Here is a 17,011-nt window from a genome sequence, read left to right on the forward strand (position 1 = left end):
CAGAGGCAAATGCCTGGCCTTTTAACGGGGAAAATCCATGAAACCGGTTGTGATCAAACGTGACGGATGTCGCGCACCATTCAATGCCCAGCTGATTGCAGAGGCGGTCAGCCGAGCGGCGGAAGCGGTCAATCAGGCCAATCCGGCACTCGCCTCCCGCATTGCCAATGCAGTGAGCCAGGAGCTGGAAGGGCGTGGTGAAGTTGATATCCACGAGATCCAGAACCGGGTCGAAAACCACCTGATGGCTTCCGACGACAAGGCCATCGCCCGTGCCTATATCGAATATCGCCACGATCGGGATCAGGCCCGAGAGGCGCGCGGTCGTCTGGCGCAGGAGATCCGCGGTCTGGTTGAGCAAACCAACGCCGCCCTGCTCAACGAGAACGCTAATAAAGATTCCAAGGTGATCCCGACCCAGCGCGACCTGCTGGCCGGTATCGTCGCCAAGCACTATGCCACCAGCCACATGCTGCCCCGTGATGTGGTTCAGGCTCACGAGAGCGGTGATCTGCACTTCCACGATCTCGACTACTCGCCTTTCTTCCCGATGTTCAACTGCATGTTGATCGACCTGAAAGGGATGCTGACCCACGGCTTCAAGATGGGCAATGCGGAGATCGACACCCCGAAATCGATCAGCACTGCCACCGCCGTAACCGCCCAGATCATCGCCCAGGTGGCGAGCCACATCTATGGCGGCACCACCATCAACCGCATCGACGAAGTGCTGGCCCCCTATGTGACCATCAGCTGGCAGAAACATCGTGAAGTGGCCGAAGAGTGGGGCATTGCCGATGTGGAAGCCTACGCCATGGCCCGCACCGAGAAAGAGTGCTACGACGCCTTCCAGTCGCTGGAGTACGAAGTCAATACCCTGCACACCGCCAACGGTCAGACGCCGTTTGTCACCTTCGGCTTTGGTTTGGGGGATAGCTGGGAGTCGCGGATGATCCAGCGTGCCATCCTCAGCAATCGCATCGCTGGCCTTGGCAAGAACAAGAAGACCGCCGTGTTCCCGAAACTGGTGTTCGCCATCAAGGATGGCCTCAACCACAAGCAGGGCGATCCCAACTACGACATCAAGCAGCTGGCGCTGGAGTGTGCCTCCAAGCGGATGTATCCGGACATCCTCAACTACGACCAGGTAGTGAAGGTGACCGGCTCCTTCAAGACCCCTATGGGTTGCCGCTCCTTCCTCGGTGCCTACGAGGAGAATGGCGAGCTGATCCATGAAGGTCGCAACAACCTGGGTGTCGTGAGCCTCAACCTGCCGCGCATCGCCCTGAAATCCCGTGATGAAGCGGATTTCTGGGATCGTCTGGATGCCTCCCTGCGGGTCGCCAAGAAGGCGCTGATGTACCGCATCAGCCGTCTGGACGGGGTGAAAGCGCGGGTTGCGCCGATCCTCTATATGGAAGGGGCCTGCGGCGTGCGGCTGAAGGCGGACGACAACGTCAGCGAGATCTTCAAGAACGGCCGCGCCTCCATTTCGCTCGGTTATATCGGGGTTCACGAGACCATCAACGCCCTGTTTGGTGACAAGGTGCACCTGTTTGACAGCGCTGAGCTGCAACAGAAGGCCATCGCCATCATTGCCCGTCTCAAGGCGGCCATCGACGAGTGGAAGGATGAGACTGGCTACGGTTTCAGCCTCTACTCCACCCCGAGCGAGAACCTCTGCACCCGTTTCTGCCGCATCGATGCCAAGGAGTTTGGCGTGGTATCCGGCGTGACCGACAAGGGGTACTACACCAACAGTTTCCACCTCGACGTGGAGAAGCAGGTCAACCCGTACGACAAGCTGGACTTCGAGGCGCCCTATCCGCCCATCGCCAGCGGCGGCTTCATCTGCTACGGCGAGTACCCCAACATCCAGCACAACCTGGAAGCGCTGGAGAACGTCTGGGATTACAGCTATGACAAGGTGCCCTACTACGGCACCAACACACCCATCGACGAGTGCTACGACTGCGGCTTCACCGGCGAGTTCGAGTGTACCTCCAAGGGCTTCACCTGCCCGCGCTGCGGCAACCACGACCCCGCCAAGGTGTCGGTGACCCGCCGTGTCTGCGGCTACCTCGGCAGCCCGGATGCGCGCCCTTTCAATGCGGGCAAGCAGGAAGAAGTGAAGCGCCGCGTCAAACATATGTAAGCGCACAAGCGATGAAGAGCTGGCCCCTGACTCAAGGGGCCATTTTCATTGGAGGGCGGCAGTCATGCCGCATTCCCGTGAACGAGGCAGGAAACAAGCAATGCACTACCACCAATACTATCCGGTCGATGTGATCAATGGCCCCGGCACCCGTGCCACCCTGTTTGTCTCCGGTTGTGAGCACCAGTGCCCGGGTTGCTACAACCAGAGCACCTGGCGGCTCGATGGCGGCAAGCCGTTCGATCAGGCGATGAGCGATCGCGTCATTAGCGACCTCAACGACAGCCGCATCAAACGGCGAGGTCTGTCGCTCTCCGGCGGCGATCCGCTCCACCCGGCCAACGTGCCTCACGTGCTGGCACTGGTGAAACGGGTACGGGCCGAGTGCCCCGGCAAGGATATCTGGTGCTGGACCGGTTACCTGCTCGGCGAGCTCTCGGATGCCCAGCGCGAGCTGGTTGCCTTGCTGGATGTGCTGGTGGATGGCAAGTTTGAAAAGGAGCTGGCAGATCCGGGCCTGCTCTGGCGTGGCAGCAGCAATCAGCAGATCCACGACCTCAACGCCTGGCGTGACACGGGGGAGCGGATCCCCTGTCTGGTTTGCAGTTGAAGTCCGGGATGTTTATGGTTAGCCCATTCCAATCCTGACGACATTTTTGAAGAGGAGAGCCGAGATGAACAATCTGCTCAAGATCCTGCTGGCCATTTTCCTGCCCCCGGTGTGCGCTTTTATCCAGGTGGGTTTTAGCCTGCATTTTCTAATCAACATAGTTCTGACCTTGCTGGGCGGTCTGCCGGGCATGGTGCATGCGCTCTGGCTGGTGGTGAGCGACAAGCGCGGCTGATCCCATCGGCTGGTTAGTGAGCTCATTGACGATAAAAGGGCCAACCTCTCGGGGTTGGCCCTTTTGTTCATGTTCATACGAATACTTTTTCGTTAGGATGGGTGACTGACCAAGGGGGCGCGTGTTGAGTGCCCCGTAGTCCGGCAACAAGCACCGGCAGAGAACAAGGAGCGTTACATGAAGTGGAAAGTCGCAGTATGGTCAGGTCTGGCAGTGACACTGTTGCTGGGGTGCTCATCCCGCCAGGAGGTGGCGCACGAGCGCACACCGATCGCTATCCCTCTCGAGCAGTTGTCCAGCTACTGGGTTCAGGAGAAGCAGTGGTCATGGCTTGGCTATGACGAGCCCGCCCTGCCGGCCAAACCGGTCAAGGGGTATGTGGAAGTTCGCTATCAAATCGACGCCAGCGGCACGCCGGTCAAGCCGGAAGTGGTGGCGGCCGAGCCCCCCGGCGAGCTGGAACAGAGCGCGCTGGCGACCCTTTCGCGGATCCGCTACAGCCCGGCAGAGGGCAACCCGGATGCCATTCCGGTCGAGGTGATCAACCGCTTCGAGATAGAGATCAACTGATCCCCCACCACTCTGATGCCAGAGAAACAGAGACCCCGGCCAGGCCGGGGTCACGTTTATTGCTGTTTGCAGTCGTTGTAGGCGGTCTGCCACTCGCCAGCCTGATCCCGCAGCTCGACAAAACCCTCGTTCCCCTTGTTCCACCAGACAGCCTCGTGCTCGTCCGTATAGCGGGCACCGGAGGCCGAAATGGCCTGTGGCAGGGTGTAATCCTTGCCATCCGGCAGCGACAGCTTGATAAAGCTGAGGCTCTCGTCGGAGAGAGAGAAGTAGCGCACCTGCACCTTCTTGCCCTGCTCGCACTGGTAACTGACCGGCTCGCCACCGGTGACGGAGAGGGTATTGCCCTGATTGCAGCCAGCGAGCAGGCCGAGGGCCAGCGCACCAGCGGCCATCATATGTACTTTATTCATGATTACAGCTCCATTGGTGTCATACGGGTGTGAGCCTAACAGGTTGCCGCTATTGTGCAATCAGCGTGGCCATTCGGTGCGTCGCTGGCTGTCCGGCATACCGTAGCGGTGGGAGGGGCTCGGTGTTAGAAAGGCATCCGCCATCAGTGCAAGCCGAGTCGGGTTTCAAACTGGCGGATCAGAGTCTCATAGGTGCCGTTGTTCTTGATCTTCTGCAGTCCCTGCTCGAACTGTTTGGCCAGCGCCTCCCCTTGCGGATGGTGGCGGGAGAAGGCGAGCCAGAAGCCATCGGTGGAGAGTTTGCCAACCTTGACCACCTTGCCGGTCAGCTGCTTCTGCTGGATCTTCAGGTAGCCCGGCATGCCGTTCATCAGGATGTAGTCAACCCGACCGCGCACCAGCATCTCGAGGATCTGCGCATCAGATTTGGCCTGAAAGCGGGTGATCCTGGGGTTTTCCATAAAATCGGTGGGATAAGTGTAACCGAGCGTGATGCCCACTCGCTTGCCCTCCAGCGAAGTGAGCTTGAGATCCCGTTGTGGTTCGCTGGCGAGGGCGAAGATGGCGAGATCCTCCTCGAACATGGGGGTATCGTGCCAATGATACTGGTAGCGGTTCTCTTCGGTGATGGTGGCGTTGAAGCACCCCGCAAGTTTGCCGCTTTTCGCATCGTGCATGCAGCGGGCAAAGGGGAGGGTGCGAAACACAATCTCGATCCCTTCGGCGGCGAACACTGCCTTGACCAGCTCCGGCGCCAGCCCGCGAGGCTGGCCATCCTCCTTGTCGCGCTCGCAATAGGGAGCCCAGTCATCCTCGGCACCAATGATCAGCGGGGCGGCCCCGAGCGAACTGGTGGCCAGCAGCACCAGACAAACCAGCCATTTTTTAAACCACGGAACCATAGGTACACCTCATCGACAGCAGCCTTACAAGCATAGCCACACTTCTGCGCTGATCCGTGGCGGCAGGAAGGAGGCAAACAAGAGAGACAAAAAAACGCCCCGGCAGGCGACGGGGCGAAAGAGAGCTCATCCATGGGCTGACAACAGTGTTTACAACAGGAACTCAGTAACCGAAGCGGGTTGCCTCGAAGCGGTTGAGCAACCGGTGGATGAGGTAGCAGGCCAGCAGGGTGACCACGATGGCAAACAGGATGCTGCTGACCCGGTAGAGGGCGCTGAACACCAGATCGTTGCCCGGGGTGAGGTATTGGCCAAACAGGATACCGAGGGTGGTGAGGGCGCCGAAGCCGACCCCCGAGCCGCCTGCCTCCTTGACGTGGGCATGACTGAACAGCATGGCGCCGAGCCACAGCAGCGGGGCGACCAGCAGCAGTTGCCCTGACCAGTCATAGAGCACCAGTTGGCCGAGCAGGCCAAAGGTGACCCCCAGCAAGGTGCCCATCGCCCGTTTGCGGGCATAACTGAGGGCGCCGTTCCAGTGCATGGGGAACAGCACCAGCAGGGTGGTGGCCTGGGCCGACATGGAGTCACGCAGATCAAACAGCTGAAAGGTCAGGAACGACAGTGTGGCCACTGTGGCGCCCAGCAGCGCCTCGTGGCGCATCCGGTGCGGCGCCTTGGGGGCGGGTGCCGGTTTCGGTCGTGCCTCCAGGTCGGGGATCAGCGCCGTCATCAGATAGGCGATCAGCACCGACAGGATGTTTGCCCAGATATTATTGAAAATCAGATCGTTAAGATCTGTCTGCGGATAGCTGGCAAAGTGCAGCATGATGCTGAGGCTCAGCACCCCGTTGGCCCCGAACAGAAACAGACTGCCGCGCGACATGGCAGCGAAGCGGTAGAGAAACAGCAGAAAGGCGATGGGGGTCATCAGCACCGGATGGCTGCCAAACAGCCCCCCCAGCAACCCGACCTCCACACCACAGACCACCGCCGACGCGATAAGCTGGCGGGCGGCATGGCCATTCATCACCGGCACCATCCCCAGCAGCAGCACCGGGGTGACCGTGTAGAAGACCCCGTAACCCCAGCCAAACAGCTTGCAGAGCAGAAAGCCCGTGGTGCAGCCAAAGGCGATACGCAAACACTGACGCAGCTCGTTGCCGGTAAGGGGCCGATGCCAGAGGTGCGCGGCGTGATGAGCAGGCACGGTATTGGTAGCTACGGAGGTCGCCACGGGATTACTAGATACCTGATTAATAGACATAATGCAGCAGGCTGAGCAGGTGGATCTGGCCCCGTGCCAGCATGGCGGTCAGGGCATTGTCCGGCAGCAGTTGCACCGTGGCCCGCGCACCGGCTGGCAGATGGTCGGGTAACTGCTCCAGCTCGAGGTGCAGCCGCATCCGCTGGGCATCCCGTACCCAGCGATCCGACTCCACCGGCGCCGCCAGCCGACCGTTGGCATCAAACTGACCGGCACTCACCCCGGCATCCAGACTGCTCACCCGGGCAGGATAGAGTTGGCCCGGTTCGCCATCAAAGGCGACCAGTGCGCGGGTTTGCTCGCCGACATGGCGCAGGCTCTTCTCGCGAAAATCGGCGATCACATCGACCTGCTCCGACACCAGCGCCAGCAGCGGGCTACCCGCGCTGGCGATACTGCCCGGTTTGAGCTGCAGGTTGGTGATGGTGCCATCCTGATCCGCATGAACCCGGCTATAGGCGAGCGCCAGCTCCGCTTGCGCCAGCTTGTTGCGGGCCTGGCGCAGCAACAGATTGTCCTCACCGGTCACGCCACGGCTGGCCTTGATCTGGGCCAGTTTGGCCTGACTGGCGCGCAGGTTGGCCTGAGCGCTGCGCAGGGCGCTGTCCGCCTCATCTTTTTGTTGCACTGAGACCATGTGGCGCTGGAACAGCGCATCGGTCCGCTCCGCGTCCCGCCATTTCTGGCTGGCCAGCGTCTCTTTGGCGCTGATATCGGCGGCGGCAGCGGTCAGTTCGGCGTCCAGTTCACGGTTCTGTTGTTCGGCCTGCGCCAAGGCCAAACGGGCCTGCTCTACCGCCAGAGCGAAGGGCTCGGGATCCAGGGTAAACAGCAGGTCCCCTTTCTTGACTTGCTGGTTGTTGTGAACGGCAACCTCGACCACCTTGCCGCTCACTTGCGGGGCAAGCTTGGTGACCACCCGGGTCGCCATCGCCTGCGGCGTGAGGGGCATCAGCAGATCGGCTACCAGAAAATAGGCGAAGAGGGCGGCAAAGCCTGCCATGGACCATTTGATCCAGCGGGTAAATTGTTGATCCGGTGTCATCTTATTCTCTCTCTGTGCTGGCATCGGGAGGGCTTGTATCGCCTCCTGCCTGTCGGTCGTGGTGCTGTTCAATCTTGCTGAGGGCGTTGGCCGAGATCCGCTGCACCGTGGCTTCAAACAGTTGCAGGGTCTGCTCGTCGATGCCCCCCAGCAGCTCGCGGCGGATATTCATGATGCGGTCGGCGATCTGATCGAGCAGGGTCTGGCCAGCCGGGGTCACGCAGACAATACGGGCCCGCTTGTCCTGACTGCAGCAGTGGCGCTCAATCAGCCCCTGCTCTTCCAGCTGGCCCAGGGTGCGCATCAGGGAGGCGAGCTCTATCTCGAGGGCTTCGGCCAGGGTCTTCTGGCTGACATGGTTCCCCATGCGGGAGAGTTTCCACAGCGCGGTCCAGCGGGGATGGGTGAGACCAAGGGGAGCCAACTCCAGATCGGCGGCAGTACGCCATAGCCGGTGCATCCGCGCTATCTGCTCGGCGAGCGACAGCTCGCGCAACCTTTCCAGATCCGTCATCTTCTCATCCTCAATGTACTTAGCCTGCTAAGTATTTTACTTATTTAGCAGGCTAAGTAAATAGTGTGATGGCGATCGTGTTTCTGGTCGGATCTTTCGTCGGGGTCGGATGAGTAGTATTCGGGCCGCTGATATTGTTTGCAGTGCTGATCCACTCGGGGCTCTTTTACCGCTCCGGATAGGAGGCCGTGAATGGAGGATATTAGGCGGATATTTTCATGAAATTTTCAGGTCCGGCGAGCGGCGCTTTTTTTATCCGCTAATATTGATGGGGTTATAAAACAAGGGGGAAACGGGTTGTGGATGGATATGACAGTGGATGTGTGTATCTGGCAATTGAAACTCTGTTGAGTGACGGGGAATATGGTGCAGAGTCACATCATGGCGTGAATCGGGATGGTGCTGTCAGAAGTGCCGATATCAGTCATGATTTTGACCCCGCCAATATTCCATTATTGTTGGCAGAATAGACCTGACCGTGTGTGATCCTTGTGAGTTCAAGCCAGTGCCCTGGTATTCGCTGGCTTGACTCATCACAATTTCAACGCTCTTCCTTGCGCCGCTTCTCTCGCCATTTCTCATCTCGCCGGCTGCACGAATGTGCGCGCAATCCCTGATACCGCCTGCCGTGACGACCGTGTCATCGGGATGACATTGCCCGCTGATTATCACTCACAGGATCTGTGGCGATAAATGGTCGCAGGGTTTGTCATCTGGCTCTGTTATTTCCCCAAAGGCGAGCGATCATCAGATTGCTATTAATGCTGATCACCCAAATAACGCGCCATGCGTGTCGCTTGTTTTATCTTCTTGTTTCCTTGTCGGGCCGGGTATCGATGGCGTGGTGATCTATTGAGTCACGCAGTTTGGCGACACCATGATGTTTAAGTTTTTAATGTTTTTATATGGCTTTGCAGTCTGGCTAACCGACAGGGGCGAGGGGGATCAATAAAGTAGCGGCCACAATCACACGCAGAGTACATAACAATGAAAAACCTCTCTACCCTACAAACCACACAAGAAAAGGCCGCCTTGATGGGCGGCCAACAAATTGCCGGTATGCCGCTCTTTATATTTCTGGGGCTGGCGACCTGTGTTCTCTTTTCCGGCTGGAACGGTTCGCTGCCGCTCGGCATGGTCGGTGCGCTGGCGCTGATGTTTGTGCTGGGCACCCTGCTGACCGAGCTGGGGGAGCGGATCATGCCGATCCGCGAATATCTGGGGGGCGGTACCATCCTTGCCATCTTTGGCGGCGCCGCCCTGTTCGAATACCAGCTGCTGCCGGTGCAGGCGGGACAGGTCATCACCAATTTCATGAAGGAGGGGGGATTTCTCAACTTCTTTATCGCCAGTCTGGTGACCGGTTCGGTGTTTGGCATGAGCAGCGCGTTGCTGAAAAATGCCGCCATGCGCTATTTGCCGGTGATCCTCGGCGGCGTGGCGCTGGCACTGCTGAGCGTCGGCTTCGTCGGCTCCCTGATGGGTTATGGCTTCAAGAATGCGGTGCTGCTGATCGGCCTGCCGATCATGGGCGGTGGTATGGGTGCAGGTGCCGTGCCCCTGGTGGAGATCCTCTCCGGCCCGATGCAGATGTCCAGCGCCGACCTGCTGTCGCGCATGGTGCCGGCAGTGGTGATCGCCAATACCCTGGCCATTCTGGTGGGCTCCCTGCTGGCACGCCTCGGCCGCCGTTACCCCTCCCTGACCGGCAACGGCAAGTTGATGGTCAAGGAAAGTAGCCAGAGCATCGCCGAGGAGCAGGTTGAAGCACCGACCCTGCAGAGTCTGGGCATGGGGCTCTTTATCAGCTCCAGCATGTTTGTGCTGGGCTCCCTGCTCGGCAACTTTATCCCCATGCACCCCTTCGCCCTGATGATTCTGGCGGTCGCCTTTATCAAGGTGAGCGGCCTGCTGCCGCGCCGTTATGAGCAGGCGGCGGCCGACTGGTATCAGTTTGTGGTGAGCAACCTGACCCCCTCGCTGCTGGTGGGGATCGGTGTCGCCTACACCAGTATTCCCGAGCTGATCAGCGCCTTCTCCATCAGCTACTTCGTGCTGGTCATGGTCACCGTGATCGGTGGTGCCCTCGGCGCGGCGCTGGTGGGCCGGATGATCGGTTTCTATCCCATCGAGGCGGCTATCACCGGCGGACTCTGCATGGCCAACATGGGTGGCACCGGCGACGTGGCCGTGCTCTCGGCGGCCCAGCGGATGAAGCTGATGCCCTTTGCCCAGATCTCCTCTCGCCTCGGCGGCGCCGTGATGCTGATCCTGGCCACCGCCCTTATCTCCCTGCTTGCCTGATACCGGATTGAGGAACACATAAGATGAACGACATCATGATGGGCACCAGCCTGCCCTATGCAGAACGCAAGCGCCAGGGCGTACGAGGCCGCATGCCCCACAAGGAGGAGTCACTCTCCCAACAGCGGCGCCGGATCTACCGGTTGGTCAGCGCCATGCAGAGCCCGTTTGATCAGCATCTGCTGCTGCGCCAGTTGCAGGAGGACAACCCGGTGCTGTTCTACGATCTGGTGCGCCACCACCTGCCGGAGCTGCTGCCGATCATCTACACCCCGGTGGTGGGGGAGGCATGCCAGCGCCACAGCGATCTCTATTTGCGCAGCCACGGGCTTTATCTCTCCTGGCACGACAGGGACGATCTCGACGATATCCTCGAGTCGGTGGAGCAGGAGGTGGACGTGATCGTCATCTCCGATGGCGAGCGGGTGCTGGGGCTCGGCGATCTCGGCATCGGCGGCATGGGGATCTGCATCGGCAAGCTGGCGCTCTATTCAGCCGCGGGCGGCATCAACCCGGCGCGCACCCTGCCGCTCTGTGTCGATGTGGGCACCAACAACCCCGAGCTGCTGGAGGATGACTCCTACCTTGGCTGGCAGGCCCAGCGGATCGATGGCGAGAGCTACTACCACTTCATGGACAAGGTGGTGGCGGCCATTCGCAAGCGCTGGCCGCAGGTGGTGCTGCAGTTTGAAGACTTTGCCGGCAAGCACGCGGCCAACCTGCTGACCCGCTATCGGGATGAGCTCTGCATGTTCAACGACGATATTCAGGGCACGGCGGCGGTCGCCTCCGCCTGTGTGCTGGCCGGGTTGCAACAGGCGGGCACCGCCCTGTGCGATGCTCCCGTGCTGATCGTCGGCGCGGGTTCGGCCGGTTGCGGCATCGCCGCCATGCTGGCCCAGCTGGCGGGCGGCAGTGAGGGGGTCTGGCTGTTTGATCAGGACGGGGTGGTCTGCAGCGATCGCTCCACGCTGACTCGCGCCCAGCAGCCGTTTGCCCGCACGGTGAACGAGGGCAACAGTTCGCTGCTGGAGACCATCCGCCAGGTGCGCCCGGCGGTGCTGATCGGGGTGAGCGGTCAGGGTGGCCTCTTTACTGGCGAGGTGCTGCAGGCGATGGGGGAAGTGTGCGAGCAGCCGGTGATCCTGCCGCTCTCCAACCCGACCCGCAGCGCCGAAGCGACGCCCGAGCAGGTGTGGGCGGCCACGGGTGGCCGCGCCCTGTTGGCGACCGGCAGCCCGTTTGCGCCGGTGACGGTGGCCGGTGAGCGGCGGGTGGTCTCCCAGTGCAACAACGTCTATGTCTTCCCGGGCATTGGCCTCGGGGCCTGCGCGGTCAAGGCGCGCCGCATCAGCGACGGCATGTTGCTGGCCGCGGTGCGGGCGGTCGGCGCCTATCCGCTGGTGGCGGGCCGACTGCTGCCCCCGATTGAACAGGTGGGAGAGGTAGCTCGCGCCGTGGCCAGAGCGGTGGCGCTCTGTGCCCGCGAGGAGGGCCTGGCCGATTTTGCCGGTGATCCGGCACCTTTGATTGACCAGACCTGGTGGCATCCGCACTATTGGGCTGCGTCCTGACGATTTAAGGTATGTGCATGAAACTTCGCCATCAGCTGGTCACCCTCTCTCTCGGGCTCTCCTTGCTGCTGATCCTCATTCTGGGCAGTCTGCTGGCCCTCTTTATCCGGCATCTGCTGGAGAGCAATCTGCAGGATAAGGGGAGTGATCTGGCTCGGGTCATGGCGGCCGATACCCGGGTGGTCGAGGCCCTGCGTCAGGGCAGTGACCCTACCCTGCGCGACTACATGGAGGCGGTCTGCAATCGCACCGATGCCACCTATATGGTGGTGACCGACGAACATGGCCGCCGTCTCAGCCACCCCAACCCCGAGCTGGTGGGACAGAAGTTCCGTGGCGAGGATATCTGGCCCGCGCTGCAGGAGCGGCGCAGCTACTGCTCCAAGGATCGGGGTACCATGGGGCCAGCGATCCGCTGCTTTTCCCCGGTGGTGGGCGGTGACGGGCGCGTCATGGGGGCCGTGGTGGTGGGCTACCTGATGCAGCAGGTGGAGGGCATCTACATGGAGCGGGTAGCCCTGCTCGTCTGCGCCATCGTGGCGGTGCTGGGATGCGGCTTGCTGCTGGCGCTCTGGGTGCAATATCTGCTGCGCAAGACCCTGCTCGATCTGGAGCCGGAGGCGATCGTGCGCCGCTTCACCCTGCAGGATCTGGTGCTGGAGCACATCACCGAGGGGGTGATCGCGCTCGATAGCAGCGGCAACATCAACATGATCAACAGCACCGCCAGTTATCAGCTGCGGCTGCCAGGTACCGGGCGTCACGCCCTGCTGGGGCAGTCGCTGGCGGAGCTGGTGCCGCCGCTGCGCCCCTGTCTGGAGCAGGAGGCGGGGGAGGTGAGCTTCACCATTCAGGGGGAGTCCTTCGTCGGCCGCTGGCAGGCGGTGCAGGGCAAGGCGCCGGGGCGGCTGCTGATCTTCAGCCGTCCGGAGGTGGCCGCCAGTCTGGGGGTACAGGTGACTCATCTGCGCCAGTACGCCGAGATGCTGCGGATGCAGAGCCACGAGTTTGCCAACAAGCTGAGCAGCCTCTCCGGCCTGTTGCAGCTGGGTCATGTGGATCAGGCGGTGGAGTTGATCCAGCAGGAGAACGAAGCGTGCCAGACCATGCTGCAGGAGCTGCTGCGGCTGATCGACAACAAGCCGGTGGCGGGGCTGATCCTCGGCAAGTTCAGCCGGGCCCGCGAGCTGGGGGTGACCCTGGAGCTCGATCCTGACTCGGCGCTGGCAGAGTATCCGGCCTCGGTCTCTGCCGATCTCATCACGCTCATTGGCAACCTGCTGGATAACGGTTTGCAGGCGGCCTGGCGCAACCGCCAGCAGCGGCCGCCCCGGGTGTTGCTCTCTCTGTGTGATGTGGGGCGGCGACTGGTGATCGAGGTGGAGGATAGCGGCGAGGGGGTCGACGAGGCGCTGGCCGATCACCTGTTCGATTACGGGGTGAGTCGCCAGAGCGGCGATCACGGGGTTGGCCTGTTCCTGGTCAAGGAGACCGTGGCGCGGCGCGAGGGTGTGATAGAATGGCGGCGAACTGCCGAGCAGACCACACTGTTTGGTATCTACTTGAATAAAAAACAATTAATGTGAGCCATGGACCCAATAATCACGCTTGTTATTGAAGATGACGATCGGATCGGTGCCATCTTGTCTGAGCTGGTGGCGGCAACATCCGGTTTCTCCCTGCTGGGGCGGGCCGGCACCCTGGCCCAGGCCGATGCCATGATGGCCGGTGTGGTGCCCCAACTGCTGCTGGTGGATGTCTCTCTGCCCGATGGCTCGGGCCTCGAGTGGGTGAGCCGCCTGCGCAGTCACAATCGCGAGGCCTACGTCATCATGGTGACCGCCTCGCGCGATGTGGAGACCATCCAGCAGGCCCTCAATCTGGGGGTCCATGACTATGTCATCAAGCCATTGCGGTTGTTTCGCATCCAGCAGAGTCTGGACGAGATCCTGCAACTGCACAGCAGGCTGTGCGAGCGGGGACGGCTGGAGCAGGACGATCTCGACAAGCTGCTGGGCAAGGGGGGGCGGTCCCAGATCAAGGAGATGCGCGTCACCCCCAAGGGGATCGACAGCATTACCCTGCGTCAGGTGCTGGATCTGCTGGCGGGTGAGCCGGAGAACGTCTTCTCCACCGATACGGTGGCACTGCGCTTGTCCCTCAGTCGTACCACGGCGCGCCGCTATCTGGAGTATCTGGAGTCGGAAGACAGGGTCGATGTGGATCTCAACTACGGTCAGCGGGGGCGACCTGAGCGGCGCTATCGTTGGCGTAGGGCCGGTTAAGACGGTCACAGAAGTGCATTGCAGAAACAACAAGGGAGCCAGCGGCTCCCTTGTTGTTTCTGGACGTTGTTCGTTCTCACGCGGCTTCCCGTTCGACCACCGGCGCACGCCTCTTCAGTTGGGAGGCCATCACCCCGCCCAGGATGAGACCCCCGCCCAGCAGGTGATAGCCGTGGATCGGCTCCCCCAGACTGATGACGGCGATCAGCGCCGTGCAGAGTGGCAGCAGGTTCATAAAGACCGAGGTGCGCTCGGCCCCCATGCAGGCGAGGCCGCGCATCCAGCAGTAGGCCGCCAGCAGGGACGACGCCAGCCCGGCGAACAGCACCAGCCCCCACCCTTCGGCGGGCACCGCCAGCGAATCGGCACTCAGCGCAACTGGCACCAGCAGCAAGACTGCCAGTAGGATCTGCATGTAGAGGTTGAGCCAGGGGCCGAACGGCAGTTGCCAGCGGCGGATCAGCAGCCCGTAGAGGGCATAGCTGACAGAGCCCAGCAGCATCATGCCATCACCGGGGTTGATGCCGTTTTGCAACAGCGCCAGCGGTTGGCCCTTGCTCAGCAGCCAGAACACCCCGAACAGCGAGATGCTCATGCCCGCCAGCGCCTGTTTGCCGGGACGCTGAGCGAAGAAGATGGCGCCGAGCAGCAGGGTCAGCATCGGGATCAGCGAGCCGATCACCCCCATGTTGGTGGCCGAGGTACTGTGGGCGGCGTAATAGGCCAGACACTGGAACAGCACCATGCCCAGTGCCGCCAGCACCAGCAGCTTGCCAAACCAGGGGCGGATCTCGCTGCGGCGGCGCCACAACTGGGGCAGGCAGAAGGGAGTCAGTGCCAGCGCGGCAATGACCCAGCGATAGAAGGAGATGGCCGCCGGGTCGAGTACGCTGGCCGCTGCCTTGGAGACCACGGTATTGGTGGCCCAGATCAGCACCGCCATCAGCGGAAAGAGCAGGGGGGAAAAGATTCGCATCAGAGGCTCCTTATTGTCAGGCTGGCAAGTCTACCCTTGTCTTTCTATTGGCAAGTAGCGTAAAAAAGACAGATGATCCCGCAGAAAGGACAACCTGTCATGGTGGCTCACCACTACCATTCCACCGATAGCGAGCTGCCAGCCCCCAATCCGCTCTATTTTCGTTATCAGCAGTTGCGAGCCGACAGCATCACCTCGCTTCACTCCCATCCCTGGGGGCAACTCAGCATGATCAGCCTGGGGGTGATGGAGGTGGAGCTGGGGGCGCAGCGGCTGGTGGCGCCCGCCGACTACCTGATCTGGGTGCCGGCGGATCTCGACCACACCGCCTACAACGAACAGGCCCTCGACTACACCTCGATCTACGTCAGTCACGAATGGTCGGCCAGATTGCCGCCAGAGCCGAGATTGCTGCTGATGACCCCGCTGATCCGTGCCCTGCTGAGCGATTTTTGCGAACGGCGGGTAGGCCATATGATGGATGAGTGGGATCAACGGCAGGCTGAACTACTGTTGGCGCGACTGGCGCGTACCCGCTGTCAGGAGAGCTACCTGCCGATGAGTCAGGACAAGCTGCTGGCCCCCATGCTGGCGGTGCTGCATCATGATCCGGCCGATCCCCGCACCCTGGCCCAGTGGGCCGGGCAACTTCATACCACCGAACGCACCCTGGCACGCCGCTGCCTGCGGGAGCTGGGGATGAACTTTGGTCAGTGGCGGGCGCGGTTGCGGCTACTCAAGGCGCTGGCCTGGCTCAAGGGCGACCTGCCCATTCAGGAGATTAGCTGGCGGCTCGGTTATGGCTCCACTTCGGCCTTTATCGCCATGTTCAACCGGGAGCTGGGCTGTTCCCCCCAGCGTTACCGCCAGCAGCTCGGGAGTAAAAGGGGGCTGTGATTCAAAATGATGAGGGCGCCCGCAGGCTCCCTGTTGATCCAACAATTGAGGAGTTTTCTGCCATGTCACAACACATAGGTGCATTGACCCTGCTGGTCGCCGATTACGATCAGGCCATCCGTTTTTTTACCGAGGGACTTGGCTTTGCGCTCTTGGAAGATACCCGGCTCGATGAACCGGGCAAACCGGGCAAGCGCTGGGTGCGGGTTGCCCCCAAAGGCGCCCCCGGTTCCGCGTTGCTGTTGGCACAAGCGGCCAATGCGCAGCAGCAGGCCGCCATTGGTCAGCAGGGCGGCGGTCGGGTGTTCCTGTTTCTCGAGACCGATGACTTCTGGGGGGATTACCAGCGCATGCAGGCGTACGGTGTGCATTTTTGTGAACAGCCCCGCGACGAGCCTTACGGCACCGTTGTGGTGTTCGAGGACATCAGTGGCAACCGCTGGGACTTGCTGCAACGCGCTGCTGCCAACTGAATCTGAAAACGTTTATCATCCCGCCTGTCATAAAGTCATAAAAGTGTCACAGAAAGTTCTAATAATTGGCGCACCCATCTTCACAGAGGAGAGAGAAGGGAATGGCTAAGCGAATTCTGGTGGTCGAGGACGAAGCACCGATCCGCGAAATGCTCTGCTTCGTGCTGGAGCAGAAGGGATATGAGACGATTGAAGCGGAAGATTACGCCGATGGACTGGCGAAGGTGCGCGAACCCTACCCCGAACTCATCGTGCTGGACTGGATGATGCCGGGCGGCAGTGGCATCCAGTTTATCAAGCAGCTCAAGCAGGATGAGGTGACGCGCCAGATCCCGGTGGTGATGCTCACCGCCCGTGGTGAAGAGGAGGACAAGGTACGTGGTCTGGAGGCCGGTGCCGACGACTACATCACCAAGCCGTTCTCGCCCAAGGAGCTGACCGCTCGCCTCCATGCGGTGATGCGCCGCGTGTCGCCCACCTCGGTGGACGAGGTGATCGAGGTGCAGGGGCTGAAACTCGATCCGGTCTCTCACAGGGTCAGTGCCGAAGAGAAGGCGCTCGACATGGGGCCGACCGAATTCAAGCTGCTGCACTTCTTTATGACCCACCCCGAGCGGGTCTACAGCCGTGAACAGCTGCTCAATAATGTCTGGGGTACCAATGTGTACGTCGAGGACAGAACCGTGGATGTGCATATTCGTCGCCTGCGCAAGGCGATTGAAGAGACCGGGCACGACAGATTGATCCAGACGGTGCGTGGAGCCGGATACCGCTTCTCAACCCGTCTCTAG

Annotated in this window: 17 protein-coding genes; 11 read left to right on the forward strand and 6 right to left on the reverse strand. The window is 61.1% G+C overall.

Annotation, left to right across the window (positions count from 1 at the left end):
• The first annotated feature begins 37 nt into the window (after positions 1-37).
• The 4 genes from nrdD (at position 38) to I6G90_RS00180 (ending at position 3,570) form a co-directional block, all read left to right on the forward strand.
• A complete protein-coding gene (gene nrdD, locus I6G90_RS00165; protein ID WP_163129405.1) occupies positions 38-2,155 on the forward strand; it encodes an anaerobic ribonucleoside-triphosphate reductase in 2,118 nt (705 codons plus the stop codon).
• A 100-nt stretch (positions 2,156-2,255) separates the two neighbouring features.
• Positions 2,256-2,765, forward strand: coding sequence for an anaerobic ribonucleoside-triphosphate reductase-activating protein (gene nrdG, locus I6G90_RS00170; protein WP_197929139.1), 510 nt, complete (start codon positions 2,256-2,258; stop codon positions 2,763-2,765).
• A gap of 64 nt (positions 2,766-2,829) precedes the next feature.
• The gene (locus I6G90_RS00175; RefSeq protein ID WP_005343870.1) at positions 2,830-3,000 is read left to right on the forward strand and encodes a YqaE/Pmp3 family membrane protein; all 171 of its coding nucleotides are present in this window, start codon (positions 2,830-2,832) and stop codon (positions 2,998-3,000) included.
• 177 nt (positions 3,001-3,177) lie between these two features.
• On the forward strand, positions 3,178-3,570 hold the full coding sequence (locus tag I6G90_RS00180; RefSeq protein ID WP_197929140.1) for an energy transducer TonB: 393 nt from the start codon (positions 3,178-3,180) through the stop codon (positions 3,568-3,570).
• A 56-nt stretch (positions 3,571-3,626) separates the two neighbouring features.
• Here I6G90_RS00180 and I6G90_RS00185 read toward each other — a convergent pair whose 3' ends face one another.
• The 5 genes from I6G90_RS00185 to I6G90_RS00205 form a co-directional block, all read right to left on the reverse strand.
• Positions 3,627-3,983: an MliC family protein gene (locus I6G90_RS00185; protein WP_182939114.1), complete on the reverse strand. Its 357-nt coding sequence runs from the start codon at positions 3,981-3,983 to the stop codon at positions 3,627-3,629.
• Positions 3,984-4,126: 143 nt separating this feature from the next.
• Positions 4,127-4,885, reverse strand: a complete 759-nt coding sequence (locus I6G90_RS00190; RefSeq protein WP_197929141.1) for a substrate-binding periplasmic protein — start codon at positions 4,883-4,885, stop codon at positions 4,127-4,129.
• A gap of 163 nt (positions 4,886-5,048) precedes the next feature.
• Complete coding sequence (locus tag I6G90_RS00195; RefSeq protein WP_408628299.1) at positions 5,049-6,122, reverse strand: DUF2955 domain-containing protein; 1,074 nt, start codon at positions 6,120-6,122, stop codon at positions 5,049-5,051.
• 19 nt (positions 6,123-6,141) lie between these two features.
• Positions 6,142-7,197 (reverse strand): HlyD family secretion protein, encoded by a 1,056-nt coding sequence (locus tag I6G90_RS00200; protein ID WP_042058530.1) that lies wholly within the window; start codon positions 7,195-7,197, stop codon positions 6,142-6,144.
• A gap of 1 nt (position 7,198) precedes the next feature.
• A complete protein-coding gene (locus tag I6G90_RS00205) occupies positions 7,199-7,711 on the reverse strand; it encodes a MarR family transcriptional regulator (protein WP_058052768.1) in 513 nt (170 codons plus the stop codon).
• A 987-nt stretch (positions 7,712-8,698) separates the two neighbouring features.
• Between I6G90_RS00205 and I6G90_RS00210 the strand changes: the two genes are divergently transcribed.
• The 4 genes from I6G90_RS00210 to I6G90_RS00225 are packed head-to-tail and all read left to right on the forward strand — an operon-like array spanning position 8,699 to position 13,874.
• Positions 8,699-10,015, forward strand: coding sequence for a 2-hydroxycarboxylate transporter family protein (locus tag I6G90_RS00210; protein ID WP_197929143.1), 1,317 nt, complete (start codon positions 8,699-8,701; stop codon positions 10,013-10,015).
• A gap of 23 nt (positions 10,016-10,038) precedes the next feature.
• Entirely contained in the window at positions 10,039-11,589 is a 1,551-nt protein-coding gene (locus I6G90_RS00215) for an NAD-dependent malic enzyme (protein ID WP_197929145.1), read from the forward strand.
• A 17-nt stretch (positions 11,590-11,606) separates the two neighbouring features.
• Positions 11,607-13,175, forward strand: a complete 1,569-nt coding sequence (locus tag I6G90_RS00220) for an ATP-binding protein (RefSeq protein WP_197929147.1) — start codon at positions 11,607-11,609, stop codon at positions 13,173-13,175.
• 3 nt (positions 13,176-13,178) lie between these two features.
• Positions 13,179-13,874 carry a response regulator gene (locus tag I6G90_RS00225; RefSeq protein WP_042058521.1) on the forward strand — a complete coding sequence of 232 codons (696 nt, stop codon included), beginning with the start codon at positions 13,179-13,181 and terminating at the stop codon, positions 13,872-13,874.
• A gap of 76 nt (positions 13,875-13,950) precedes the next feature.
• On the opposite strand, the gene I6G90_RS00230 is transcribed toward I6G90_RS00225, so the two are convergent.
• Positions 13,951-14,850, reverse strand: coding sequence for a DMT family transporter (locus I6G90_RS00230; RefSeq protein ID WP_197929149.1), 900 nt, complete (start codon positions 14,848-14,850; stop codon positions 13,951-13,953).
• Between the two features lie 99 nt (positions 14,851-14,949).
• Here I6G90_RS00230 and I6G90_RS00235 point away from each other — a divergent pair, with 99 nt between their 5' ends.
• The 3 genes from I6G90_RS00235 to phoB all read left to right on the forward strand — a co-directional run bounded on the left by I6G90_RS00235 (position 14,950) and on the right by phoB (position 17,011).
• Positions 14,950-15,747: an AraC family transcriptional regulator gene (locus tag I6G90_RS00235; protein WP_197929151.1), complete on the forward strand. Its 798-nt coding sequence runs from the start codon at positions 14,950-14,952 to the stop codon at positions 15,745-15,747.
• A gap of 62 nt (positions 15,748-15,809) precedes the next feature.
• Entirely contained in the window at positions 15,810-16,220 is a 411-nt protein-coding gene (locus I6G90_RS00240) for a VOC family protein (RefSeq protein WP_042058514.1), read from the forward strand.
• A 101-nt stretch (positions 16,221-16,321) separates the two neighbouring features.
• Positions 16,322-17,011 carry a phosphate regulon transcriptional regulator PhoB gene (phoB, locus tag I6G90_RS00245; protein ID WP_005338414.1) on the forward strand — a complete coding sequence of 230 codons (690 nt, stop codon included), beginning with the start codon at positions 16,322-16,324 and terminating at the stop codon, positions 17,009-17,011.

The sequence above is a fragment of the Aeromonas allosaccharophila genome, from assembly GCF_016026615.1.
Taxonomy (GTDB): domain Bacteria; phylum Pseudomonadota; class Gammaproteobacteria; order Enterobacterales; family Aeromonadaceae; genus Aeromonas; species Aeromonas allosaccharophila.

Excerpts from the sequence above, each read along its gene's own strand:
- nrdD (WP_163129405.1), top strand. The coding sequence starts at position 38 with ATGAAACCGGTTGTGATCAAACGTGACGGATGTCGCGCACCATTCAAT.
- nrdG (WP_197929139.1), top strand. The coding sequence starts at position 2,256 with ATGCACTACCACCAATACTATCCGGTCGATGTGATCAATGGCCCCGGC.
- I6G90_RS00175 (WP_005343870.1), top strand. The coding sequence starts at position 2,830 with ATGAACAATCTGCTCAAGATCCTGCTGGCCATTTTCCTGCCCCCGGTG.
- I6G90_RS00180 (WP_197929140.1), top strand. The coding sequence starts at position 3,178 with ATGAAGTGGAAAGTCGCAGTATGGTCAGGTCTGGCAGTGACACTGTTG.
- I6G90_RS00185 (WP_182939114.1), bottom strand. The coding sequence starts at position 3,983 with ATGAATAAAGTACATATGATGGCCGCTGGTGCGCTGGCCCTCGGCCTG.
- I6G90_RS00190 (WP_197929141.1), bottom strand. The coding sequence starts at position 4,885 with ATGGTTCCGTGGTTTAAAAAATGGCTGGTTTGTCTGGTGCTGCTGGCC.
- I6G90_RS00200 (WP_042058530.1), bottom strand. The coding sequence starts at position 7,197 with ATGACACCGGATCAACAATTTACCCGCTGGATCAAATGGTCCATGGCA.
- I6G90_RS00205 (WP_058052768.1), bottom strand. The coding sequence starts at position 7,711 with ATGACGGATCTGGAAAGGTTGCGCGAGCTGTCGCTCGCCGAGCAGATA.
- I6G90_RS00210 (WP_197929143.1), top strand. The coding sequence starts at position 8,699 with ATGAAAAACCTCTCTACCCTACAAACCACACAAGAAAAGGCCGCCTTG.
- I6G90_RS00215 (WP_197929145.1), top strand. The coding sequence starts at position 10,039 with ATGAACGACATCATGATGGGCACCAGCCTGCCCTATGCAGAACGCAAG.
- I6G90_RS00220 (WP_197929147.1), top strand. The coding sequence starts at position 11,607 with ATGAAACTTCGCCATCAGCTGGTCACCCTCTCTCTCGGGCTCTCCTTG.
- I6G90_RS00225 (WP_042058521.1), top strand. The coding sequence starts at position 13,179 with ATGGACCCAATAATCACGCTTGTTATTGAAGATGACGATCGGATCGGT.
- I6G90_RS00230 (WP_197929149.1), bottom strand. The coding sequence starts at position 14,850 with ATGCGAATCTTTTCCCCCCTGCTCTTTCCGCTGATGGCGGTGCTGATC.
- I6G90_RS00235 (WP_197929151.1), top strand. The coding sequence starts at position 14,950 with ATGGTGGCTCACCACTACCATTCCACCGATAGCGAGCTGCCAGCCCCC.
- I6G90_RS00240 (WP_042058514.1), top strand. The coding sequence starts at position 15,810 with ATGTCACAACACATAGGTGCATTGACCCTGCTGGTCGCCGATTACGAT.
- phoB (WP_005338414.1), top strand. The coding sequence starts at position 16,322 with ATGGCTAAGCGAATTCTGGTGGTCGAGGACGAAGCACCGATCCGCGAA.